The organism is Micromonospora sp. NPDC004704 (assembly GCF_053601675.1).
Genome location: NZ_JBSGCD010000009.1, coordinates 134538 through 157350, shown reverse-complemented (window position 1 = coordinate 157350; position 22813 = coordinate 134538). Strand labels below are relative to the sequence as shown.

At 70.5% G+C, this 22813-nt stretch carries 19 protein-coding genes; 6 read left to right on the top strand and 13 right to left on the bottom strand.

From position 1 onward, the window contains the following. Positions 1 to 206 precede the first annotated feature (206 nt). Positions 207 to 1046 (top strand): SGNH/GDSL hydrolase family protein, encoded by an 840-nt coding sequence (locus ACWEFB_RS15490; RefSeq protein ID WP_452285882.1) that lies wholly within the window; start codon positions 207 to 209, stop codon positions 1044 to 1046. 51 nt (positions 1047 to 1097) lie between these two features. On the opposite strand, the gene urtE is transcribed toward ACWEFB_RS15490, so the two are convergent. From urtE to urtA, 5 genes are read right to left on the bottom strand one after another with little or no spacing between them, the layout of a single operon-like run. Then, entirely contained in the window at positions 1098 to 1787 is a 690-nt protein-coding gene (gene urtE, locus ACWEFB_RS15485; protein WP_452286050.1) for an urea ABC transporter ATP-binding subunit UrtE, read from the bottom strand. Between the two features lie 9 nt (positions 1788 to 1796). Then, positions 1797 to 2564, bottom strand: a complete 768-nt coding sequence (urtD, locus tag ACWEFB_RS15480; RefSeq protein ID WP_452285880.1) for an urea ABC transporter ATP-binding protein UrtD — start codon at positions 2562 to 2564, stop codon at positions 1797 to 1799. Beyond that, a complete protein-coding gene (gene urtC, locus ACWEFB_RS15475; RefSeq protein WP_452285878.1) occupies positions 2561 to 3733 on the bottom strand; it encodes an urea ABC transporter permease subunit UrtC in 1173 nt (390 codons plus the stop codon). Before urtC ends, urtD begins: the two co-directional genes overlap by 4 nt. After that, a complete protein-coding gene (gene urtB / locus ACWEFB_RS15470) occupies positions 3730 to 4611 on the bottom strand; it encodes an urea ABC transporter permease subunit UrtB (RefSeq protein ID WP_452285876.1) in 882 nt (293 codons plus the stop codon). The genes urtC and urtB overlap by 4 nt, the downstream gene beginning before the upstream one ends. A 28-nt stretch (positions 4612 to 4639) precedes the next feature. Further along, complete coding sequence (urtA, locus tag ACWEFB_RS15465) at positions 4640 to 5803, bottom strand: urea ABC transporter substrate-binding protein (protein WP_326559499.1); 1164 nt, start codon at positions 5801 to 5803, stop codon at positions 4640 to 4642. A gap of 245 nt (positions 5804 to 6048) precedes the next feature. Here urtA and ACWEFB_RS15460 point away from each other — a divergent pair, with 245 nt between their 5' ends. From ACWEFB_RS15460 to ACWEFB_RS15450, 3 genes are read left to right on the top strand one after another with little or no spacing between them, the layout of a single operon-like run. Further along, entirely contained in the window at positions 6049 to 6573 is a 525-nt protein-coding gene (locus ACWEFB_RS15460) for a PadR family transcriptional regulator (RefSeq protein WP_326559500.1), read from the top strand. A gap of 26 nt (positions 6574 to 6599) precedes the next feature. After that, positions 6600 to 7310, top strand: a complete 711-nt coding sequence (locus ACWEFB_RS15455; RefSeq protein WP_452285873.1) for an ABC transporter ATP-binding protein — start codon at positions 6600 to 6602, stop codon at positions 7308 to 7310. Further along, positions 7307 to 9658 (top strand): FtsX-like permease family protein, encoded by a 2352-nt coding sequence (locus tag ACWEFB_RS15450; RefSeq protein WP_452285871.1) that lies wholly within the window; start codon positions 7307 to 7309, stop codon positions 9656 to 9658. Before ACWEFB_RS15455 ends, ACWEFB_RS15450 begins: the two co-directional genes overlap by 4 nt. Positions 9659 to 9713: 55 nt before the next feature. On the opposite strand, the gene ACWEFB_RS15445 is transcribed toward ACWEFB_RS15450, so the two are convergent. The 3 genes from ACWEFB_RS15445 to ACWEFB_RS15435 form a co-directional block, all read right to left on the bottom strand. After that, positions 9714 to 10661 (bottom strand): acyl-ACP desaturase, encoded by a 948-nt coding sequence (locus tag ACWEFB_RS15445; protein ID WP_452285869.1) that lies wholly within the window; start codon positions 10659 to 10661, stop codon positions 9714 to 9716. Between the two features lie 127 nt (positions 10662 to 10788). Then, a complete protein-coding gene (hisS, locus tag ACWEFB_RS15440; RefSeq protein WP_452285867.1) occupies positions 10789 to 12117 on the bottom strand; it encodes a histidine--tRNA ligase in 1329 nt (442 codons plus the stop codon). 60 nt (positions 12118 to 12177) lie between these two features. Further along, the gene (locus ACWEFB_RS15435; RefSeq protein ID WP_452285865.1) at positions 12178 to 12897 is read right to left on the bottom strand and encodes an MBL fold metallo-hydrolase; all 720 of its coding nucleotides are present in this window, start codon (positions 12895 to 12897) and stop codon (positions 12178 to 12180) included. 373 nt (positions 12898 to 13270) lie between these two features. Between ACWEFB_RS15435 and ACWEFB_RS15430 the strand changes: the two genes are divergently transcribed. Both ACWEFB_RS15430 and ACWEFB_RS15425 read left to right on the top strand, forming a co-directional pair. After that, the gene (locus tag ACWEFB_RS15430) at positions 13271 to 14158 is read left to right on the top strand and encodes a peptidylprolyl isomerase (RefSeq protein ID WP_452285864.1); all 888 of its coding nucleotides are present in this window, start codon (positions 13271 to 13273) and stop codon (positions 14156 to 14158) included. Positions 14159 to 14222: 64 nt separating this feature from the next. Further along, positions 14223 to 15062 carry a peptidylprolyl isomerase gene (locus ACWEFB_RS15425; RefSeq protein WP_326559507.1) on the top strand — a complete coding sequence of 280 codons (840 nt, stop codon included), beginning with the start codon at positions 14223 to 14225 and terminating at the stop codon, positions 15060 to 15062. Between the two features lie 115 nt (positions 15063 to 15177). Here ACWEFB_RS15425 and ACWEFB_RS15420 read toward each other — a convergent pair whose 3' ends face one another. The 5 genes from ACWEFB_RS15420 to yajC form a co-directional block, all read right to left on the bottom strand. Beyond that, entirely contained in the window at positions 15178 to 17622 is a 2445-nt protein-coding gene (locus ACWEFB_RS15420; RefSeq protein ID WP_326562959.1) for a RelA/SpoT family protein, read from the bottom strand. A 750-nt stretch (positions 17623 to 18372) separates the two neighbouring features. Further along, positions 18373 to 18936: an adenine phosphoribosyltransferase gene (locus ACWEFB_RS15415; protein ID WP_452285862.1), complete on the bottom strand. Its 564-nt coding sequence runs from the start codon at positions 18934 to 18936 to the stop codon at positions 18373 to 18375. A gap of 121 nt (positions 18937 to 19057) precedes the next feature. Continuing rightward, positions 19058 to 20287, bottom strand: a complete 1230-nt coding sequence (gene secF / locus ACWEFB_RS15410) for a protein translocase subunit SecF (RefSeq protein WP_452285860.1) — start codon at positions 20285 to 20287, stop codon at positions 19058 to 19060. 72 nt (positions 20288 to 20359) lie between these two features. Beyond that, positions 20360 to 22267 (bottom strand): protein translocase subunit SecD, encoded by a 1908-nt coding sequence (gene secD / locus ACWEFB_RS15405; RefSeq protein ID WP_452285858.1) that lies wholly within the window; start codon positions 22265 to 22267, stop codon positions 20360 to 20362. A 159-nt stretch (positions 22268 to 22426) separates the two neighbouring features. Next, positions 22427 to 22759 (bottom strand): preprotein translocase subunit YajC, encoded by a 333-nt coding sequence (yajC, locus tag ACWEFB_RS15400; RefSeq protein WP_326562960.1) that lies wholly within the window; start codon positions 22757 to 22759, stop codon positions 22427 to 22429. Positions 22760 to 22813: the final 54 nt, after the last annotated feature.

Here is a 22813-nt window from a genome sequence, read left to right as displayed (position 1 = left end):
CGCCGCCCGAGGGGCTTAATCACCACCGCCCGAGGGGCCGGATCACCGCCGCCCAAGGACCGGACCACCGCAGCCCCAGAGGCTGGATCACCACTTCACGAGCAGGCCGAGGGTGTCGCCGACACATTGTGTGCAGCGATGGACGTCTATATGATTCCCGGCACCCAGCACCACCACCGCCAGGCACCCGTGATCCGGAGGCCCCCATGTCCCTATCCCGGCGCACCCTGCCCCTGCTCACCGCTCTTGCCGTACTGATCGGTTCGGTTGTCGTCGGCGCCGTCCCCGCCGCCGCAGCCCCCGGTCCCCCGCCCGGTTCGATGTCCAGCCTGGGCGATTCGATCACCCGCGGCTTCAACGCCTGCGGCTGGTACGTCGACTGCACCTCGCGGTCGTTCAGCACCGGCGACAACTCGTCGGTGAACCCCCACTACCTGCGGATCCGGGCCGTGAACCCGGCCATCAACGGGCGCAACTACAACGACTCGCAGACCGGCGCCGACTCCGCTGACCTCGCCGGTCAGGCCAACAGCGCGGTCTCCCGTGGGGTCCAGTACGTCACCGTGCTGATCGGCGCCAACGACGCCTGTACCGGTTCGGAGTCGAGCATGACCCCGGTCGGCACCTTCCGGGCGAACGTCGACGCCGGGCTGAACCGGCTGAAGTCCGGCCTGCCCGGTGCCCGGGTGTACGTGATCAGCGTGCCGGACATCCAGCGGCTCTGGTCGGTGGGCCGGGGCAGCGGCAGTGCCCGTACGGCGTGGTCGCTGTTCGGCATCTGCCAGTCGATGCTGGCGAACCCGACCTCGAACGCGCAGGCCGACGTCGACCGGCGCAACCGGGTACGCCAGCGCGTGGTCGACTACAACACCCAGCTCGCCGCCGCCTGTGCCGCGTACGGCGCCAACTGCAAGTTCGACAACAACGCGGTGTTCAACTATCCGTTCGCGCTGAACCAGCTTTCGAGCTGGGACTACTTCCACCCGAACGCCACCGGTCAGCAGGTCCTGGCGAACGTCACGTACGCCGCCGGCTTCGGCTGGTAGCAGGTTCCCGGTCCGGGGCGGCCGACCGTGCGGACGGCCGCCCCGTACGGGTCAGACGGCGAGCAGGCGGTGCACCGACTCGTCCTGGAGGTCGGCGCGCTCGCCTGAGCGGGCCACCTCGCCCGCGTCGAGGATGACGAACCGGTCCGCGATCCGCAGGGCGAGTTCGAGGTACTGCTCGACCAGCAGGATCGCCAGTCCCAGTTCGCTGTGCAGCCGCTCGATCGCGGCCTCGATCTCCAGGATGATCGACGGTTGGATGCCCTCGGTGGGCTCGTCGAGCAGCAGCATCTTCGGGCGGGTGACCAGGGCCCGGGCGATGGCGAGTTGCTGTTGCTGTCCGCCGGAGAGGAAACCGGCCCGGCGGCGCAGCAGCGGCGGCAGGGCCGGGAAGAGGTCCAGCGCCTCGTCCACCGCGCTCCTGTCGCCGCCACCGGGTGACGCCTCCAGCGCCACCTGGAGGTTCTCCCAGACGGTGAGCTGGGGGAAGGTCTCGTGCCCCTGCGGCACGTAACCGAGGCCGAGGCGTACCCGCTCGTGGGTCTTGAGGCGGGTGATGTCCCGGTCACCGAACTCGATTCTGCCCTTCTTCGCCGGCAGCACACCCATGATCGCCTTGAGGAGGGTGGTCTTGCCGACCCCGTTGCGTCCCATCACGCAGACCAGTGAGCCGCCGGGGGCCCACAGGTCCACCCCGAACAGGGCCTGCGCCCGGCCGTACGCGACGTCCAGTCCCGACACCCGCAGCAACTAACCCGCCTCCTTGATCAGCTCGGTGCTCTCCTTGCGGGTCCGGCCGAGGTAGACCTCCTGCACCCGCGGGTCGGCCTGGACCTGTGCCACCGTTCCCTCGCAGAGCAGCCGCCCCTCGTGCAGGACGCTGACCGTGCTGGCGAACCGGCGCAGGAACTCCATGTCGTGCTCGATCACGATCACGGTGTGTTCCCGGGCGACCTCCTGGAGCAGTTCGCCGGTACGTTCCCGTTCCGGCCGGCTCATCCCGGCCACCGGCTCGTCCAGCAGCAGCAGGCTGGGCCGCTGGACGACCAGCATCCCGATCTCCAGCCACTGCCGCTGGCCGTGCGAGAGGACCCCGGCGGGGCGGTCCGCGAGCGCGGTCAGCCCGGTGGTCTCCAGTGCCGCGGCGACCTCGTCGGAGGTGCCCCGGCGACGGCGCAGCAGGGCGCCGAGCGGGCGCCGGAAGCTGGCCGCGAGGTCGAGGTTCTCCAGCACCGACAGTTCCTCGAAGACCACCGAGGTCTGGAAGGTGCGCCCGACGCCGAGCCGGACGATCCGGTGCTCGCGCCGGCCGACCAGTTCGGTGCCGTCGAAGGTGACCGAGCCGGAGGCGGGTCTGGTCAGCCCGGTGATGACGTCGATCAGGGTGGTCTTGCCGGCACCGTTGGGCCCGATCAGGAAACGCAGCTCACCGGCGGCGACGGTGAAGTCGAGATCGGTGATGGCCCGGAACCCGGAGAAGGTGACGTTCAGCCCGCGTACCCGGAGCAGTTCGGTCATCTCGCCACCTCGCTCGGCTCGGGCGCCGAGGCGGCCGGCGTGGTCGCCACCGGCGGGTCCGCGGCCCCCGCCGGCTGGTCGGGCGCGACCGTCGATCGGGTACGCCTGCGGCGGCGCACCACCGCCCGTCCGTCGGCGAGGAGTCCGGCGAGTCCGCGCGGTGCCCAGATCATCACCGCGATGAACATGGCGCCCTGTAGGTAGATCCAGTTGTCGGCGGACTCCTCACTGAAGACCGTCTTGGCGTAGTTGACCAGCAGCGCCCCGCCGACCGCCCCGGCGAGCGAGTAGCGACCGCCGATGGCCACCCCGACGAGGAGTTCGAGGGAGGCGACGATGCCGAGGTTGGCCGGGCTGAGCAGGCCGACCATGGGCACGAACAGGGCACCGGCGAGCCCGGCCATGCCGGCCGAGATGGCGAACGTGATGGTCTTGACCACGGCCGGGTCGTAGCCGAGGAAACGTACCCGGTCCTCGCCGTCGCGGATCGCGACCAGGAGTTTGCCGAACCGGCTGTGGCTGAGCTGCCAGGCGATCAGGAACGTCACCCCGAGCACCAGCACCACGACCAGGTAGAGCAGGCGTTTGTCGGCCGGGTCGTAGAGGTCGAGGCCGAAGAAGAACTGGAAGTTGGTCAACCCGTTGGTGCCGCCGGTCAGGCCCTGCTGGCCGACGAGCAGGATGACAAACGCCGCCGCGAGCGCCTGGGACAGTACGGCGAAGTAGGCGCCCCGTACCCGCTGGCGGAAGACCAGCAGGCCGAGCAGGACCGCCACGGTCACCGGCAGCAGCACCGCCATGGCGAGGGCGAAGACCGGGTTGGCGAACGGTCGCCAGATCGCCGGCAGGCTCTCCACCCCGCTCCAGACCATGAAGTCGGGCAGCCCGCCCGGTCCGGCCTCGCGCAGTTTGAGGTGCATGCCCATGGCGTAGCCGCCGAGGCCGAAGAAGACGCCCTGGCCGAGGGTGAGCATGCCGCCCCGCCCCCAGGCCAGGGCGATCCCGACGGCGACGATGGCGAAGCAGAGGTACTTGCCGAGCAGGTCCAGCCGGAACGGCGAGAGCAGGTTCGGCGCGGCCAGGAACAGCAGGGCCACCACGAGGAAGAGCACCGGTCCGGCGACCCGGCCCCGCCACCTGCCGGCGGCGGCGACCTGCGGGGCGCTCATGCCAGCCCCCTGGTCCGGACCACGAACATGCCCTGCGGCCGGAACTGGAGGAAGGCGATGATCACGGCGAACAGCACCACCTTGGCGAAGCTGGCGCCGTTGTCGACCCAGAACTCGACGAAGCTGTTCAGGATGCCGAGCGCGAACGCGGCGATCACCGCTCCGCGCAGTTGCCCGAGTCCGCCGGCCACCACGACCAGGAACGCGTCGACGATGTAGTTGGTGCCGAGGGTCGGTCCGACCGGGCCGATCAGGGTGAGCGCCACCCCGGCGACCCCGGCCAGACCCGACCCGATGAAGAAGGTGAGCTGGTCGACCCGGCCGGTGGCGACGCCGCTGACCGCGGCGAGCTGCCGATTCTGCATCACCGCGCGCATCCGCCGGCCGTGCCGGAGCTTGGTCAGGTAGGCCCAGATGCCGAACACGCAGGCGGCGGCGAGCAGCATGATGAAGATCCGGTTGTACGGCAGCCGTACGCCGCCGAGGTCCAGGCCGCCGGTGAGCCAGCCGGGTGCGCGTACCTGGACGTTGGGGGCGCCGAAGATGTCCCGGGCCACCTGTTGCAGGACCAGGCTGACCCCCCAGGTGAGCAGCAGGGTGTCCAGCGGGCGGCCGTAGAAGTGCCGGATCGCCAGCCGTTCCAGGATCAGCCCGAGCACCCCGCCGACCAGGAACGCGACCGGGATGGCGGCCGGGACGGCCTGCGCCCCGAACACCGGTTGCAGCAGGTACGCGGTGTACGCCCCGGCCATGATGAACTCGCCGTGCGCCATGTTGATGACGCCCATCTGGCCGAACGTGAAGGTCAGCCCGAGCGCGATCAGCAGCAGGACCGCGCCGATGCTCGCGCCGATGACCAGTTGGTTGAGTGTCGCCACCGGTGACTCCTCCTCCCGTCGCCGCCGGTCAGGACAGCCCGCTCGCCCACGGATAGCCCTTGAGGTACGGATCGGGCTTGATCGGCTTGCCGGAGTTCCAGACCTCCTTGATCTGCCCGTCGGGCTGGACCAGACCGATCCTGGCGGTCTTGAAGACGTGCTGGTTCTCGCCGTCGATGGTGACGGTGCCCTCGGGGGCGTCGAGGGTGATCCCGCCGGCCGCCTGCTTGACCGCCGCGACGTCGACGCTGCCGGCCTTCTTGACCGCCTCGGCCCAGAGGTGGACGGCGTTGTAGCCGGCCTCCATCGGGTCGGAGGTGACCTTGTTGGCGCCGTACTTGGCCTTGAACGCCTTGACGAAGGTGTCGTTACGGGCGCCGGCCGTGGTCTGGTAGTAGTTCCAGGCGACCAGGTGTCCGGCGACGTTGTCCGCGCCGATGCCGACGACCTCCTCCTCGGCGACGCTGACCGAGACCGTGGGCATGGTCTGGGCGGTGATGCCGGCGCTGCGCAGCTGCTTGAAGAAGGCGACGTTGCTGTCCCCGTTGAGGGTGTTGAAGACGGCGTCCGGCTTGGCCTGCTGGAGCTTGTTGACCACGGTGCTGTACTCGGTGTGGCCCAGCGGGGTGTACTCCTCGCCGAGGACCTGCATCCCGTTCGCGGCCGCGTACGCCTTGATGATCTTGTTAGCGGTACGCGGGAACACGTAGTCGCTGCCGACCAGGAAGATCTTCTTCTTGCCCTGTTCGGCGAGGTAGTCCAGACCGGGCACGATCTGCTGGTTGGTGGTGGCCCCGGTGTAGAAGATGTACGGCGAGCTTTCGAGGCCCTCGTACTGGACCGGGTACCAGAGCAGCGCCTTGTTGCGCTCGAAGACCGGGAGCATCGCCTTGCGGCTGGCCGAGGTCCAGCCACCGAAGACGGTGGCGACCTTGTCCTGCGAGATCAGCTTCTGTGCCTTCTCGGCGAAGGTGGGCCAGTCCGACGCGCCGTCCTCGACCACCGGCTCGATCTTCTTGCCGAGTACGCCACCGGCGGCGTTGATCTCCTCGATGGCGAGCAGCTCGGCGTCCCGGACGGTGACCTCGCTGATCGCCATCGTGCCGCTGAGCGAGTGCAGGATGCCGACCTTGATGGTGTCCGATCCCCCGGCTGAGCTGCCGGGATCCTCGACGCAGCCCGTGGTCAGCAAAAATGTCGACAATATACAGAGAACGGCTAGCCGGTTGCGCAAACCTCGTGCCATCCGGGGCTCCCTCGAGTCGATGTCAGAGTGCCCGCCACCGTAGGGACGAGGGATTTCAAGTATCTGAGTACATCGATGTCGTAAATGTTAACGGCCCCTCACAGCCATCCGGAGCAGCAGGTGAGGGCTCGCCACCGCCCTGGTCAGGGGCTATACATCACGGGTATACACCCTCATGTAGAGTGCTCCGCATGTCAATCGGGCAGACCTTCCTCGGACTCCTGGAGTCCCGCCCCCGCCACGGTTACGACCTCAAGCGGGCCTACGACGAACGCTTCGGACACGGCCGACCCCTGCACTACGGGCAGGTCTACTCGACCCTGGCCCGGCTGCTGAAGAGCGGCCTGGTCGAGGTCGACGGCGTCGAACCGGGCGAAGGCCCCGAACGCAAGCGGTACGCGGTCACCACGGCCGGGGTGACCGACGTACAGAGCTGGCTGGCCAGCCCCGAGAAGCCCGATCTCTACCTCCAGAGCACCCTCTACACGAAGGTCCTGCTCGCCCTGCTGACCGAGCGGAACGCGGCCGAGATCCTGGACGTACAGCGGGCCGAACACCTGCGCCTGATGCGCGAGCTGACCGTACGCAAACTCAACGGCGACCTGGCCGACCAGCTCATCTGCGACCACGCCCTGTTCCACCTGGAAGCCGACCTGCGCTGGCTGGAGCTGACCACCGCCCGGCTCGACCAGCTCGCCGCGACGGTGCGCAAGTGACGCCCGACCCGGGACAGGAGAAGGACATGACCACCGACACCCCGAAGCCCGGCCCCGGCGAACCCCTGCTACTCGGGCTCGACCTGCACAAACGGTACGGGCCGACCCCCGCCCTGGACGGGGCGTCGATCACCGTACGGGCCGGCGAGGTGGTGGCCGTGATGGGTGCGTCGGGCTCCGGCAAGTCGACACTGCTGCACTGCCTGGCCGGCATCGTCACACCCGACTCCGGCCAGGTCCGCTACCGGGACCGGGAGTTGTCCGCGATGTCCGACGGCGAGCGCAGTGCGTTGCGCCGGGGCGAGTTCGGGTTCGTCTTCCAGTTCGGCCAGCTCGTACCCGAGCTGACCTGCCTGGAGAACGTGGCCCTGCCGCTGCGGCTGGACGGGGTCCGGCGCCGGGAGGCCGAACGGCGGGCGGCGGAGTGGCTGGAACGGCTCGAGGTGACCGACGTGGCCGGCAAGCGGCCGGGTGAGGTCTCCGGCGGGCAGGGCCAGCGGGTGGCGGTGGGCCGGGCACTGGTCACCGCACCCCGGGTGGTCTTCGCCGACGAGCCGACCGGGGCGCTGGACTCGCTCAACGGCGAACGGGTGATGCGGCTGCTCACCGAGGCCGCCAAGCAAAGCGGGGCGGCGGTGGTGCTGGTCACCCACGAGCCACGGGTGGCCGCGTACTCCGATCGTGAGGTGGTGGTCCGCGACGGCCGCGCCCGCGACCTCGAACTGGTGGCGCCGTGAGCAGCCGGTCCGGCCCCGTCCGCTGGCGCGACGACCTGCTGCTCGGCGCCCGGATGGTGTTCGTGGGGGGCAGGGAGGGACTGCTCCGGACCGTACTGGCCGCGGTCGGCGTCGGCCTGGGCGTGTCGCTGCTCCTGGTGGCCGTCTCCATCCCGAACATGCTCGACGACCGGTCCGCGCGCGGCGACGCCCGCGACGACCAGTCGTACGGGGAGGAGCTGACCGCCGCCGCCGCGAACACCATGCTGGTCGGCCCGTTCAACACCACCTACGGCGAGCGCTCCATCCGGGGCCGGGTGTTACAACCGGAGGGGCCGGACGCACCGGTGCCGCCGGGCCTTCACCGGCTGCCCCGACCGGGCGAGATCGTCGTCTCCCCCGCCCTGGCCGACCTGCTCGCCTCGCCCGAGGGTGCCCTGCTCCGGCCCCGGCTCGACCACCCGGTCGTCGGCACCATCGGCGACCCGGGCCTGACCGGCCCCCGCGAGTACGCCTTCTACCTCGGCAGCGACCAGCTCACGCCGGAACAGTCCGCCGTGCTCCGAATCGACCACTTCGGCGAACCGAGCACCAACGAGGGCCTCGACCCCGTCCTGCTGCTGCTGGTGGCGATCATCCTGGTAGTGCTGCTGCTGCCGATCGCCGTGTTCATCGGCACCACCGTGCGGTTCGGCGGCGAACACCGGGACCGTCGGCTGGCGGCACTGCGCCTGGTCGGCGCCGACCGACGGATGGCAACCCGGATCGCGGCCGGGGAGTCGCTGGTCAGCGCCCTGCTCGGGCTGGCCGCCGGGGCGCTGTTCTTCCTCGCCGGGCGGCAGCTCGTCACTTTCGTCTCGCTGCGCGAGATCAGCGTCTTCCCGTCCGACGTCCGACCGGACCCGGCGCTGGCCGTACTGATCCTGCTCGGCGTACCGGTCACGGCGGTGGCGGTGGCGCTGCTCGCCCTGCGCCGGGTGGTGATCGAGCCGCTCGGCGTGGTCCGCCGGGCAGCCGGCACCCGACGGCGGCTCTGGTGGCGGCTGATCATGCCCGTCGTCGGCGCCGCGCTGCTCCTCCCCCTCTTCGGCCGGGTCAGCCAGACCGGGGAGCCGGCCAACCAGGCACAGATCACCGTCGGCGTGGTGCTCCTGCTCGGCGGGGTCACCACGGTCCTGCCCTGGCTGGTCGAGGCGGTCGTGGGCCGGCTGCGCGGTGGCGGCGTCTCCTGGCAGCTCGCCACCCGGCGGTTGCAGCTCGACAGCGCCGCCTCCGCCCGGATGGTCAACGGAGTGGCGGTCGCGGTCGCCGGTGGGATCGCGCTGCAGATGCTCTTCTCCGGCATCTCGCCCGACTACCAGGTCCGGACCGGTGCGGATCCCGACCGCGCCACCATGACCGCCACCATCCCGCTGGACAGCACCAACGGCGCCAACCCCGCGACCATCGCCGAACGGCTGCACACCACCACCGGCGTCCGGTCGGTGTTCCACGTCGAGCGGACCGGCATCGCGCTGACCGAGGGACCGGCCGGTCCGGACGGGGAGCGCCAGCGGTGGCCGCTGTTCGTCGGCGACTGCGCCGCCCTGGCCGAACTGGCCGCCGTGGGCGACTGCGCCGACGGGGACACGTTCGCCGTCGACATCCCCGACCAGCTCTCCGGCCCGCTGCCCACCCCCGGACAACGGGTCGAGGTCGGTTCGCCGTACGAGGGCAGCACACCCGGCCGACCGTGGACCGTACCCGCCCTGCGGGTGGTGTCGCCCCGGCCCTCGCCGGACGGCGCCCTGCACGCCGGGGTGCTGGCCACCCCCGGGGCGGTGGACATGGCCGCCGTCCCGAACCAGAACATGCTCGTCTACGTGGGGCTGGACCCGGCGGCGCCGGACGCGGTCGAGCGCGTACGCAACACCGCGGCGGGCATCAGCCCTCTGATCGACATCTGGCCGCTGCGATCCTCGACGGAGGACACCACGTTCCGCGACATCCGCCGGGGGCTGTTCATCGGGGTGGTGGCGGTCATGCTGCTGCTCGGCGCGAGTCTGCTGGTCACCACGCTGGAGCAGTTGCGGGAGCGGCGCCGGCTGCTCGCCGTGCTGGTCGCGTTCGGCACCCGACGCAGCACGATGACCTGGTCGGTGCTCTTCCAGACCGCCGTGCCGGTGACGCTCGGACTGGCCCTGGCCGCCCTGCTCGGCACCGCCCTGGGTGCGGCCCTGCAACGGGTGGTGCAGGGCCCCGTACGGGTCAACTGGGTGATCCTGGCCCAGCTCTCCGGCGTGGCCGCCGGGGTGGTGCTGCTGGTGACCGTACTCAGCCTGCCGGCGCTCTGGCGGCTGATGCGCCCGGACGGGCTGCGTACCGAGTAGTGATCGACGTGAGGGCCCCTCTCCGCGCCGGAGCGGGGCCCTTCGCGGTCAGTGGTCAGCGGGCGGCGAGGCGGGCGGCCCGGGCGTCGCGCTTCTCCTCGAACCGGGACGCCGCCTTGTCCAGCTCCTCCAGTTGCGCGCCGAGCTGCTCGCGGGCGGCCTCGCCGTCGGCGTCCAGGCCGGTACGGTTCCAGACGTCCCACTGGCGCAGCACCGGCACCAGCACCTCGTCGCGGTGCTGACGCAGGTCGTAGATGCCGGCCAGGGCGATCGCCACCGACTTGCGGGCGAAGCCGTCGATGCCGTTGCCCGGCATCGCGAAGTCGGCCGCCACGTCCGCCACCGCCCGCATCGCCTGGCTCGGTGACAGCTCGAACGCGGCGTTGAGCAGGTTGCGGTAGAAGATCATGTGCAGGTTCTCGTCGGCCGCGACCCGGGCGAGCAACTGCTCGCAGAGCGGGTCGCCGGTGACCCGGCCGGTGTTGCGGTGCGAGATCCGGGTGGCGAGTTCCTGGAACGACACGTACGCCAACGAGTGCAGGACCTCGTTGGAGTGGGCGTTGGTGTACCCGGTGGACATGTGGACCATCCGGGCCCGCTCCAACGCCACCGGGTCGACCGCCCGGGTGACGGTCAGGTAGTCGCGGATCGCCACACCGTGGCGACCCTCCTCGGCGGTCCACCGGTGCACCCAGGTCCCCCAGGCGCCGTCGCGACCGAACAGCGTCGCGATCTCGTGGTGGTACGAGGGCAGGTTGTCCTCGGTGAGCAGGTTGACCACCAGCGCGGTCCGGGCCACCTCGGGAAGCTCGAAGTCCTCCGGGGACCAGGCCTCACCACCGAGCAGCCCGTCGAACGTACGCCCGTCGCTCCACGGCACGTACTCGTGCGGGAACCACTCCTTGGCGACCGCGAGGTGCCGGTCGAGGTTCTGGGCGACGACGGAGTCCAGCTCGGTTAACAGCGCGGTCTGGCTGAGCGGACGGGTGATGGCGGCAGTCACAGGCTCTCCCTACGGTGGCGTAAGTTACGCTACCGTAGGTCAAGCCGGACCGCAGCGCCAGTCCGCCCGCCCAGCCGGATCGCTCGCCCACCCGGATCGCCCGAGCCGCGCTCGGGCCGCCCGACGGTCAGCTGACCAGGGGACGCAGGTCCTCGACCGGCGGCGTCCAGTCGTCCGGGGTCGCCGGCACCTGCTCGCCCGAGCGGATGTCCTTCACCTCGTCCACCGCCCCCTCCGCACCCGGGAACCACACGTACGGGATCCCGCGCCGCTCGGCGTACCGGATCTGCTTGCCGTACTTCGCCGCGGACGGTGAGACCTCGGTGGCGATGCCGCGCCGGCGCAGCGCCGACGCGATCCGGTCACCGGCCGACCGGTCCTCCTCGGCCCCCAGTGCCACCAGGACGCAGGTCGGTACCGAACGGGAAACGTTCAGCTCACCGGCGCCGAAGAGCAGGCCGAGCAGCCGGGTCACACCGATCGAGATGCCCACACCGGGGAAGGTGGTCGAACCGGCGGTGGCCAGGTTGTCGTAACGGCCACCGGAGCAGATCGAGCCGAACCGTTCGTAGCCGCGCATCTGGGTCTCGTAGACCGTACCGGTGTAGTAGTCCAGGCCACGGGCGATGCGCAGGTCGGCGACGCAGAGACCGGGCGAGTGCGCAGCCGCCGTCTCCACCACCGTAACCAGCTCGGCCAGCCCCTCGTCGAGCAGCGGGTGCTCCACCCCGAGGGCCCGGACCGCGTCCGCGAACGAGGCGTCCGGACCGCTGATCTCGGCCAGGGCGAGACACGCCTTGGCCTGCGCCTCGGTCGCCCCCGCCGTCTCGACCAGCAACGCGGCGACCCGGTCCGGTCCGATCTTGTCGAGCTTGTCCACCGCCCGCAGCGCGGCGGCCGGGTCGGTCAACCCGACCCCCCGGTAGAAGCCCTCGCTGACCTTGCGGTTGTTGACCTGGATCACGATCGGCGGGATCGGCAGGCCGCCGAGGGCGTCGCCGATGACCAGCGGCAACTCGGCCTCGTAGTGCGTCGGCAGGGTGTCCCGGTCGACGATGTCGATGTCGGCCTGGAGGAACTCGCGGTAGCGCCCCTCCTGCGGGCGCTCACCCCGCCACACCTTCTGGATCTGGTAGCGCCGGAACGGGAACTGCAACTTGCCGGCGTTCTCCAGCACGTACCGGGCGAACGGCACGGTCAGGTCGAAGTGCAGGCCCAGGGCGTCGTCACTGTTCGAACCGCCCGGATCCTCCTGCAACCGGCGCAGCAGGTAGACCTCCTTGGAGGTCTCCCCCTTGCGCAGGAGCTGGTCCAGTGGCTCGACCGACCGGGTCTCCAGCGGCGCGAAGCCGTACAACTCGAAGGTCCGTTGGATCCGACCGACCACGTACTGCTCGATCATCCGCTGCGGCGGGGCCCACTCGGGAAAACCGGAGATGGGCGTGGGCTTGCTCATGATGCTCCTTGAACTTCCGCGGGGCACGCGGGCGGGATCTGGGTGACGCGAGGCGCGGACTTACCAGCCTCGGCGGGAACCGGCCGGTCGCGCTTCGTCGGGCGAGGCGACCTGACGCAGGTACGGGTTGCTCCCGCGCTCACGGCCGATGGTGGTCCGGGGTCCGTGGCCGGGCAGGACGACGGTGTCGTCGGCGAGCGGGAGGACCTTGTCCCGCAGGCTGGTCAGCATGGCTGGCATGCTGCCGCCCGGCAGGTCGGTGCGACCGATCGAACCGGCGAACAGGACGTCTCCGGAGAGGCAGATCTGATCCGCGTCCCACTGCGAGCCGGCCCCCGGCAACCGGAACATCACCGACCCGCCGGTATGGCCGGGTGCATGGTCGACGGTGATCTCCAGCCCGGCGAGGGCCATGGTCGCCCCGTCGGTCAGCTCGGCCACGTCGTCCGGCTCGGTGTACGGCAGCCGACCGCCGAGGAGCTGTTCCAGGTCGATCGAGATTCCCTTGCTCGGGTCGGCGAGCAGTTCCAGGTCGGCCGGGTGCACGTACGCGGTGATCCCGCGGGCGCCGCAGACGGGTGCGACGGAGAAGACGTGGTCGAGATGGCCGTGGGTGAGCAGGACGGCGGCCGGCTGCAACCGGTGCTCGGCGAGTAGCTCGTCGAGGCGGTCGACCACTCCGATTCCCGGGTCGACCACGACACACTGCTCTCCCGGCGCGGTCGCGACCACGTAGCAGTTGGTGCCGAAGGCATCCGCGGGAAACCCGGCGACGAACACGTCCGCTCCCCTCCCGTAGACGTTGGCGTCCCCCGCAGCCTATCCGCCCGTCCGGTCGCGTGCCGCGCCGCACACACGGTCGGCGAGGGGACGGGTGGGCGATCGGGGCGGCACCGGACCCGGACACCGGGCGCCGTACGGCACAGACGAGGCCGGTCGAGTCGGCCGACGTGGGGGATATATCCGATAGAACGGTCCGGAACGGCGGCGGTGGACGGTCCGGAGGCACAGATTCACGTAGCGGCCACCTCGTACACCACATTCTCAGCCGATAGCCGTACACTCTGGCGGGCGTGTGGCGTGGCGCACTTGACGCCCGACGGCGAGAACGTGGCCGTCCGCCACGACCAGGGTAGAGGGAAAAGGAGCGCGGGTGGCTTCCAGCAGGGACCGGCAGCGCAAGTTGGCGCGTGCCAAGCTCGACCGGCAGATGGCTCGGCGAGCCGCCTCCGCCCGTCGTCGGCGACAGATCCAGGCCGGGGTCGGCGCGGCTCTCGCGCTGGCGCTGATCGTACTCGGCTCGGTCTGGGCGCTCGGCGGGTTCGACCGCGAGCCGGCTCCGGCCGCGGCCCCCGAGATCTGCGCCTGGACGCCGCAGGACGCGGCGGGCAACAGCAGCCTCAAGGACGTCGGCAAGCCGGCGACCACGGGGCTGCCGACCGCCGGCACCCGCCCGATGACCATCACGACCAACCAGGGCAGCCCGGTGACGGTCGACCTGGACTTGGCCAACGCGCCGTGCGCCGGGGCGAGCTTCGCCCACCTGGCCGGCCAGTCGTTCTACGACAACACCACGTGCCACGAGATCACCGCCGAGGGCGCCCTGCGCTGCGGCGACCCGAGCGGCACCGGGCAGGGCGGCCCGACCTACTCGTTCACCAGCGAGAACGTCCCGTCCGCACCGGCTCCGAGCCCGTCGGCCAGCCCGGCACCGGGTGAGCCGCCGCTCTACCCGGCCGGCACGGTCGCCCTGATCGGCAGCGCGCCGGGCGCCAACGGCAGCCAGTTCCTCGTCTTCTTCAAGGACTTCAACCCGGCCGACCCGACCTACCCGATCGTCGGGAAGGTCAGCGCCGGACTCGACGTGATCCAGAAGATCGGTACCACCGAACTGGTGGACAATGGCAGTGGCGAGAAGGTCAAGCCGAAGACCGACGTGGTGATCCAGAGCCTGACCGTCGGCGAGGTCGCCACCGACGCGCCGCCCGCCGCCCCACCGGCGACGCCGACCGCCAGCCCGACGGCGGCCGGGCAGTCCTGAGCCAAGCCCCAGACACCAGCCGCGGACGCAGCACCGCAGCGCAGATAGTCCAGGAGGAGTCACCGTGACGTCCACGAGAGAGCGGCAGCGCGCCGCGGCGCGGGCCCGGCTCGAACGGGAGATGGCCCAGCGGGCCGGCGCTGCCCGCAAGCGCCGTCAGCTGCAGACGATCATCGCGGCCGGGGCGGGTCTGCTAGTGGTCATCGCCGGCACCGTGTGGCTGGTCGCCAGCCTCGGCGGCGACGACAAGACCACCGACGCGGCCCCGGTCGGCGCCGGCTCGACCCAGTGCACCTGGACCGACATCCCGGCCGACCAGCGGACGCCGACGACCAAGGACGTCGGGCTGCCGCCGGTCGCGGCGCCGAACACCGGGTCGCAGACGATGACCATCGACACCGGGCTCGGACCGATCACCGCCAAGCTCGACCTGACCAAGGTCCCGTGCACCGCGGCCAGCTTCACCCACCTGGCGGAGAAGAAGTTCTTCGACAACACCAAGTGCCACCGGTTGGTCACCGAGGGCCTCCAGGTGCTCCAGTGCGGCGACCCGAGCGCCACCGGCGCCGGCTGGCGGGACAGCGACGGCACCGGTGGACCGAGCTACCGGATGGCCGAGGAGAACCTGCCGACCGAGCAGCGTCCGCCGTACCCGGCGGGTGTGATCGCGATGGCGAACTCCGGCCAGCCCGGCAGCAGCGGCAGCCAGTTCTTCATCGTCTACGGTGACTCGCAGCTCGACGCGACCTACACCGTGCTGGGTACGGTCACCAGCGGGATGGACCTGGTCAAGGAGGTCGGCGCGGCCGGCGACGACGGCGCCTTCGCCCAGCAGGCCGGCGGCGGCCACCCGAAGAAGGAAGTTCTGATCAAGTCGCTGACGATGAGCGCCGTGGCCGGCTGAGCCAGCCGCCACCAGCGCCACCGAACGAAAGGGGCGGCCCGCTACGGCGGGCCGCCCCTTTACTCGTCTCTACCGCTGTTCCCGTGCCGTGCCTGGTTGCCGGATGTGGTGCCGGTCAGGCGCCGGAGGTGACCCGGTACGCGTCGAAGACACCGTCGACCTTCCGTACGGCCGCCAGCAGGTGCCCCAGGTGCTTCGGGTCGGCCATCTCGAAGCTGAACCGGCTCACCGCCACCCTGTCCCGGGTGGTGGTGACGGTCGCGGACAGGATGTTCACCCGCTCGTCGGAGAGCACCCGGGTCACGTCGGCGAGCAACTTGTGCCGGTCCAACGCCTCCACCTGGATCGCCACCAGGAAGGTCGACGCCGAGGTCAGCTTCCAGCTCACCTCGACGATCCGCTCCCCCTGGACCCGCAGGTCCTCGGCGTTGGCGCAGTCGTCACGGTGCACGCTCACCCCGCCGGAGCGGGTCACGAAGCCGAACACCGAGTCCGGCGGCACCGGGGTGCAGCAACGGGCGAGCTTGATCCACACGTCGCTGACCCCACGGACCACCACACCGGGGTCGTGGCTGGACGTACGGCTGCGCGGCGGCCGGGTGGCGACGGCGGTCTCGGCGATGTCCTCCGCCGCGCCCTCCTCGCCGCCGTAGCCGGCCATCAGCCGCTGCACCACCGACTGGGCGGAGACCTGGCTGTCGCCGACCGCCGCGTAGAGCGACGCGACGTCGGCCAGGTGCAGGTCCCGGGCGATCGCCATCAGGTTGTCCGAGCTGAGCATCCGCTGCAACGGCATGCCCTGCTTGCGCATCTGCTTGACGATCGCGTCCTTGCCGGCCTCGATCGCCTCCTCGCGGCGCTCCTTGTTGAAGTACTGACGGATCTTCGTCCGCGCCCGAGGGCTCTTGACGAAGCCCAGCCAGTCCTGGGTCGGGCCGGCGGTGTCGGACTTCGAGGTGAAGATCTCGATCACGTCGCCGTTGGAGAGCGTCGACTCCAGCGGCACCAGCTTGCCGTTGACCCGGGCGCCGATGCACTTGTGGCCGACCTCGGTGTGCACCGCGTACGCGAAGTCGACCGGGGTCGAGCCGGTCGGCAGCGGGATCACGTCGCCCTTCGGCGTGAAGACGTACACCTCCTGGCTGGACAGGTCGAAGCGGAGCGCGTCCAGGAACTCGCTCGGGTCGCTCGCCTCCCGCTGCCAGTCCAGGAGTTGCCGCAGCCAGGTCATCTCGTCGATGTTGGCCGGCGGGCCGACGACGGTGGCGCCCTTCTGCTCCTTGTACTTCCAGTGCGCGGCGATGCCGAACTCGGCGGTGCGGTGCATCGCGTACGTCCGGATCTGCATCTCCACCGGCTTGCCGCTCGGGCCGATCACGGTGGTGTGCAGGGACTGGTACATGTTGAACTTCGGCATCGCGATGTAGTCCTTGAACCGGCCCGGTACGGGCTGCCAGTTCGCGTGGATCACACCGAGTGCCGCGTAGCAGTCGCGCACCGTCTCGACCAGGATCCGGACCCCGACCAGGTCGTAGATGTCGTTGAAGTCCCGGCCCCGGACGATCATCTTCTGGTAGATCGAGTAGAGGTGCTTGGGCCGCCCGGTCGTCTCCGCCTTGATCTTGGCGGCCTTGAGGTCGACCTGGACCTTCTGCGTCACCTGGCGCAGCAGCGCCTCCCGCTGCGGCTGGTGCTCGCCGATCAGCCGGTTGATTTCCTCGAACCGCTTGGGGAACAGGGTACCGAAGGCGAGATCCTCCAGCTCCCACTTGATCGTGTTCATACCCAGGCGGTGCGCCAGCGGAGCAAGGATCTCCAGCGTCTCCTTGGCCTTCTGCTCCTGCTTGGCGCGGGGCAGGAAGGTCAGCGTACGCATGTTGTGCAGCCGGTCCGCGAGCTTGATCACCAGGACCCGGGGGTCCTTGGCCATCGCGACGACCATCTTGCGGATCGTCTCGGCCTTGGCCGCGTCACCCAGCTTCACCTTGTCGAGCTTGGTGACCCCGTCGACCAGCAGGGCGACCTCGGCCCCGAAGTCGATCCGCATCTGGTCGAGGCCGTAGTTGGTGTCCTCGATGGTGTCGTGCAGCAGCGCCGCCACCAGCGTGGTGGTGTCCATGCCGAGGTTGGCCAGGATGGTGGCGACCGCGAGCGGGTGGGTGATGTACGGGTCACCGGACTTGCGGTACTGCCCCGAGTGCCAGCGGGCGGCCATGTCGAAGGCGCGCTGCAACATCCGGGGGTCCATCTTGGGATGGGCGGCCCGGTGGGTGGCGATCAGTGGTTCGAGCACCTCGCTCACCTGCGGCGTCTGCCAGGGAGCGTTGAACCGGGCCAGCCGGGCCCGAACCCGTCGCCCGGTCGGCGCGCTGGCCAGACCGAAGCTGGACGTGGCCGCGCCGGGCTCGTCGGTCGTGATGACCCGACCGGCCGCGCCGACCGGCACCACAACACCCCCGAGGGGTACGGGCGTGGCGGGCGCGCCGAGACCGTTGACCGCGGCGCCCGACGGGGCGACGGCGATCGGGACCACGGCGGCGGGATCGTCACCGGCCACCACAGCGATCGGCTTTTCCCTGATCGAGCCGACGGCCACCGCGGCAACGGGTGCAGCCGCGCTCGGGCCGACGGGTGCTGTAGCGCTCGGGCCGACGGGTGCTGCGGCGCTCGGGGCAACCGGTGCCTGCGTGCTCGGGGCGACCGGTGCTGCGGCGGTCGGAGCGGCGCCGTCGGGACCTTGTGCCGATGCGGCTCCTGAGTCGTCGGACGGGCTGCGGGGGCCGGCGGACAAACTGCCAGGGCCGGCGGACAAACTGCCGGGGCCGGCGACGGGACGGCCTTCACCGTCGGCCGGCGGGGTGCTGGCGTTGCCGGCAGCGGGCGTGCCCGTGCCGTCAGTGCCGGATGCGGTCGGAGCACCGGCGCCGGTTTCGTTGCCGGAATCGTCGCGGGTGGTCGGATCAGCCGCCGTGGCGGCGTCGACCGGCTCGGCCTCACCGCCCCCATCGCTGGGGACGGGAGAACCGGGCGCGGCCGGAGCCGGCCCGCTGGGGGACCCGGCCACGGGATACCCGACACCGTCGGCCTCGCTGGTCGATTGCACCGTGCCCTCCGCCGGAGGGGCGACATCGTGGGACACCGGCCTCCTCACACCTCGCTTGGGACGAGCCGACCGTAACCGGTCGACCTGGTCCTGCACCAGCCTGGTAGAACGGCCTCCACCTGGTCAGCGAAAGGCAATGCTACCCGTCTCGACGGCCGGATGCCGCTCCCCCGCACGCACCGGATCGGTCCCCGGTGACAAGAGCTGCTAAACCGTCAGAAGTGCATGTACGGGACGGGGAGCAAGCCGCTCCCGGCCACCGAGGAACGAGAGTTCCAGCAGTACGGACAGCCCCGCCACGGTCCCACCGGCCCGCTCGACCAGGCTCAGCGTCGCGTCGGCCGTACCGCCGGTGGCGAGCACGTCGTCCACCACCAGTACCCGGTGACCGGCCGTGAAGGCGTCCTGGTGCACCTCGAGCGTGGCCTCGCCGTACTCCAGGGCGTAGGAGGCGGCGTACGCGGCCCGGGGCAGCTTGCCGGCCTTGCGTACCGGCACCACACCCAGCCCGGTGGCGTACGCGATCGCGGCGGCGAGCACGAAGCCACGCGCCTCGATGCCGGCGACCACGTCGAACGAGTCCCGCCCGTGGTACCCGATGATCTCGTCGATCACCTGGCGGAACACCGCGCCGTCGGCGAAGAGCGGCATCAGGTCCTTGAACATCACTCCGGGCTGGGGAAAGTCCGGTACGTCCAGCACCCGGCTGGCCACCAGTTCCGCCGTGGCGGGGCCGCTGTCGCCCCGTACCCCGGTCTGGGTCTCCGTCACGCTGCTCCTCTCACCGGACGTCCGCGTTACCGGACATCCGTGCCGATACGCGATGCGAAAGGCGCCCGGCACGCCGCCGAAGCCAGCATGCCGGACGCCTCCGTCGCCTGTTTCGCCAGGGTCAGCGGCGCTTGGCCCCACTGGGCCGGCTACCGCCGCCGCCACCCGGTCGACCACCCCGGGCACCACCGGTGGACCGCTTGCCGGCCGGACGGGCACCGACCTTCGGGGCCGCGCCGGCAAGCGCCGCCGCCTCCTCGTCGGTCGGGCCGGACGGTGCGGTGTCGTCGTCGACCGTTTCCTCGCCGGTACGGGCGGCCGGCCGGCGGGCACCGGAGGCGGGTCGTCCGCCGCCGGAGGAGCGCCGGGCCAGGACCCGCTTGGTGTGCGTCTGGATCCGCGGCTCGTAGTCCTTGAGCAGGCTCAGCACCGGGGTCGCGAAGAAGATCGAGGAGTAGACCGCGATGCCCATACCGAGGAACAGCACCAGGCCGAGGTCCTCCAGGGTGCCCGCGCCGAGCAGGCCTGCACCGATGAAGAGCAGGCCACCGACCGGCAGCAGCGCCACCAGACCGGTGTTGATCGACCGCATCAGCGTCTGGTTGATGGCCAGGTTGGCCGCCTCGCCGTAGGTCTGGGTGCCGCTCGCGGTGATCCCGCGGGTGTTCTCCTGGACCTTGTCGAACACCACCACGACGTCGTAGAGCGCGAAGCCGAGGATGGTGAGGAAGCCGACGATGGTCGACGGGGTGACCTCGAAGCCGACCAGGGCGTAGATGCCTGCGGTCAGCACCAGGTTGAGGAAGAGCGAGGAGACGGCGGCGACCGCCATCCGCCACTCGAACCGCAGGATCAGGTAGATCATGACCAGTACGACGAAGACCACCAGACCGAGCAGGGCCCGTTCGGTGACCTGGTCACCCCAGGCCGCGCTCACCTGGTTGATGCTGATCTGGTCCTCGGCGATGCCGAACTTCTGGGCCAGGTCGGCCTGCACCTCGTTGGACTGCTGGGTGTTCAGCTCGGTGGTACGCAGCTCGTAGAACGAACCACCGACGCCGTTGACCGTCTGGGTGGAGACGACGTGCGCCGCCTCGGCACCGTCGAGGCTGCCCAGTGCCGCGTCGACCTGCTCCTCGGCGTGCGTGATGGAGCCGACGCTGGCCGGGACCTGGAAGGAGTTGCCACCGGAGAACTCGATGCCGAGCTTGAACCCGGGGATCGAGATGCCCAGGATCGCGATCAGCACCAGCCCGGCGGCGATGCCGAACCAGACCCGGCGGCGTCCGATGATGTTGAGACCGGCCTCGCCCTGGTAGAGCCGGGTGGCCAGACCGCTACGGCGACTCATGCCGCTACCTCGCTTTGCTCTGCGACGGCCGGGTGGGCCGGGGCGCTGCCCTGGATGACTGGCTCGCTCATGCTAGGCCTCCTTGGCGCGCGGGTTGCGCGGCTCGGTCGGCTCGGCCTCGGCCTTGTGCAGGACCCGTCCGAGTCCGCTGACCCGGGGCGACAGGAAGGCCCTGGTGTTGGCGAACATCGTCATGATCGGGTGCCGGAAGAGGAAGACGACGACCAGGTCGAGGATCGTGGCCAGGCCGAGCGCGAAGGCGAAGCCCTTCACCGTGCCGACCGAGACCACGTAGAGCACGACCGCGGCCAGGATCGAGATGGCGTTGGCCGAGATGATCGTCCGCCGGGCCCGGGCCCAGGCGCGGGGAACCGCGCTACGCGGGCTGCGTCCCTCCCGGATCTCGTCCTTGAGTCGTTCGAAATAGATCACGAACGAGTCGGCGGCGACACCCAGGGAGACGATGAATCCGGCGATGCCGGCGAGGGTCAGCGTGAAGCCGATCTGCCGGCCGAGCACGATCAGCGCACCGAACACCAGCAGGGCGGAGAGCCCGAGGCTGAGGATGATGACCGTACCGAGCAGGCGGTAGTAGAAGAACGAGTAGATCGCGACCAGCAGGAGGCCGACACCGGCGGCCAGCAGACCGGCCTTGAGGTGGCTGGAGCCGAGCGTCGCGGAGACGCTCTCCTGCTCCTGCGGCTCGAACGTCACCGGCAGCGCACCGAAGCGGAGCTGGCCGGCGAGGGTGTTGGCGTCCTTGCTGGTGAAGTTGCCGGTGATCTGCGAGTCGCCGGTGAGGACGCCCTGGATCTCGGGCGAGGAGACGATCGCGTTGTCGAGCACCACGGCGACCCGGCAGTTGCCGTCCTGGCCGAGCGCGCTCTGGTCGCACGTACCGCCCTTGTTGCCGAACGCCTCGCGGGTCAGGTCGGTCCACTTCTTCTGTCCGTCGCCGGTGAAGTCGAGGCTGACCACCCACTGGCTGTTCTGGTCCAGCACGCCGCTCGCGTCGCTGACGTCGGTGCCCAGCACCTTGGCCACGTCGAGCAGGTTCTTCACCGGGCCCTCACAGGCCACGACCTGCTGGTCCGGGGCGCTGATCGAGGCCGGCGGGCGCTGCCCGAGCAGGTCACACGTGATCGTCGGTACGTTGAACTGCATGGCCGCCGGCAGCGCGGCGACCTCACGACCGGTCAGCTCGCCGAACGGCTTGAGCGTGTCGAGCAGGGTCGGATCGGTGGTCAGGTCGGCCGGCGCCTGCAGCGCGCTCGCCGCCTGCCAGGCCGCCGGGCCCACCTTCTGCTGGACCGCGGCCCGCGCCTGTTCCACGCTCTGCGGCACCGGGGCCGCCGAGGCCGAGGCACTCGGGGTCGGCGTCGCCGGGGGTGCGCTGGTGGCACCGGCGCTCGGCGTCGGGGCCGGTGCCATCCCGCCCTGACCACCCGCGGACGGGGTGGTGCTCGGCGCACCCGCGGCGGGGGCGCTCGGGGTCGCACCGGCGGACGGGTTCGCCGCCGCACCGGACGGGGTCGGGGTCGCGCCGGCCGGCGGCGTCGGCTGGGCCGCTGCGGGCTCCCCGCCGTCGGTCGCCTTGATCACCTTGCGGAACCGCAGCTCGGCCGCGTTGCCGACCTCGCTGAGGTCCCGACTCTGGCCGGGCAGCGAGATGACGATGTTGCGGTTGCCCTCGGTCACCACCTCGGCCTCGGAGACACCCTGGGCGTTGACCCGGTTCTCGATGATCTGCCGGGCCTCCTCCAGGTTCTCGGCCGTGGGGGGCTGGTTGTTGAGGCTGGTCGCCTCGAGCGTCATCCGGGTGCCACCGACGAGGTCGAGACCCAGCTTCGGCTCCAACCGGTCGCGGAAGCTCCCGCTAGCACCGCCGGCGAAGAAGACTAAGAGGTAGAGGACGACAAAGATGCCCCCGAGTACGGCTAGCTGCCGCCCGGGGTGCATCTGTCCCTGAGGTGGTGCCACGGCTGTCCTGTCTCCCTGCACGGTTCGGCCGCTGGTGGTGGGCGGCGATGGGCGCGCCGGCATGCCCGGCGACATGCGTACCTCTCCGGCGTGGGGTCACGCCGGCACAGCTATTAACTATCTTCGATCAGTGACCCGCCCCGTACACCGGGGGGTGGGTCACTCCTTTGCTTCGACCTCGTCCGAGATCGTCTCAAGCTTAGGAGCCGAGTTGATCACCCGGGCCACTGCGGGCCGCGCGTACTTGTTGTGTACACCGGGGGCCACCTCGAGGGTGACTGTCTCGTCCTCGACCGAGGCGACGGTGCCGTGGAGGCCGCCAATGGTGACCACCTCATCGCCGGGGCCGATCGAGGACTGCATGTTCTCAGCCTCGCGACGGCGCTTCTGCTGCGGCCGGATCATCATGAAATACATGACGCCGAAGAGCAGGACAATCATCAGGATCGGCGTGAAGCTGCCGGCTCCACCGCCGCTTGCTGCCGCTTCCAAAACCACGATATGACCTTCCCATTGGCTCCGCCGCAACGTGGTACGTCACGACGA

Coding starts and splice junctions, on each gene's coding strand:
- urtD (WP_452285880.1), bottom strand. CDS start 2,564: ATGACCGAACTGCTCCGGGTACGCGGGCTGAACGTCACCTTCTCCGGG.
- hisS (WP_452285867.1), bottom strand. CDS start 12,117: ATGAGCAAGCCCACGCCCATCTCCGGTTTTCCCGAGTGGGCCCCGCCG.
- ACWEFB_RS15460 (WP_326559500.1), top strand. CDS start 6,049: ATGTCAATCGGGCAGACCTTCCTCGGACTCCTGGAGTCCCGCCCCCGC.
- urtC (WP_452285878.1), bottom strand. CDS start 3,733: ATGAGCGCCCCGCAGGTCGCCGCCGCCGGCAGGTGGCGGGGCCGGGTC.
- secF (WP_452285860.1), bottom strand. CDS start 20,287: ATGAGTCGCCGTAGCGGTCTGGCCACCCGGCTCTACCAGGGCGAGGCC.
- ACWEFB_RS15455 (WP_452285873.1), top strand. CDS start 6,600: ATGACCACCGACACCCCGAAGCCCGGCCCCGGCGAACCCCTGCTACTC.
- ACWEFB_RS15490 (WP_452285882.1), top strand. CDS start 207: ATGTCCCTATCCCGGCGCACCCTGCCCCTGCTCACCGCTCTTGCCGTA.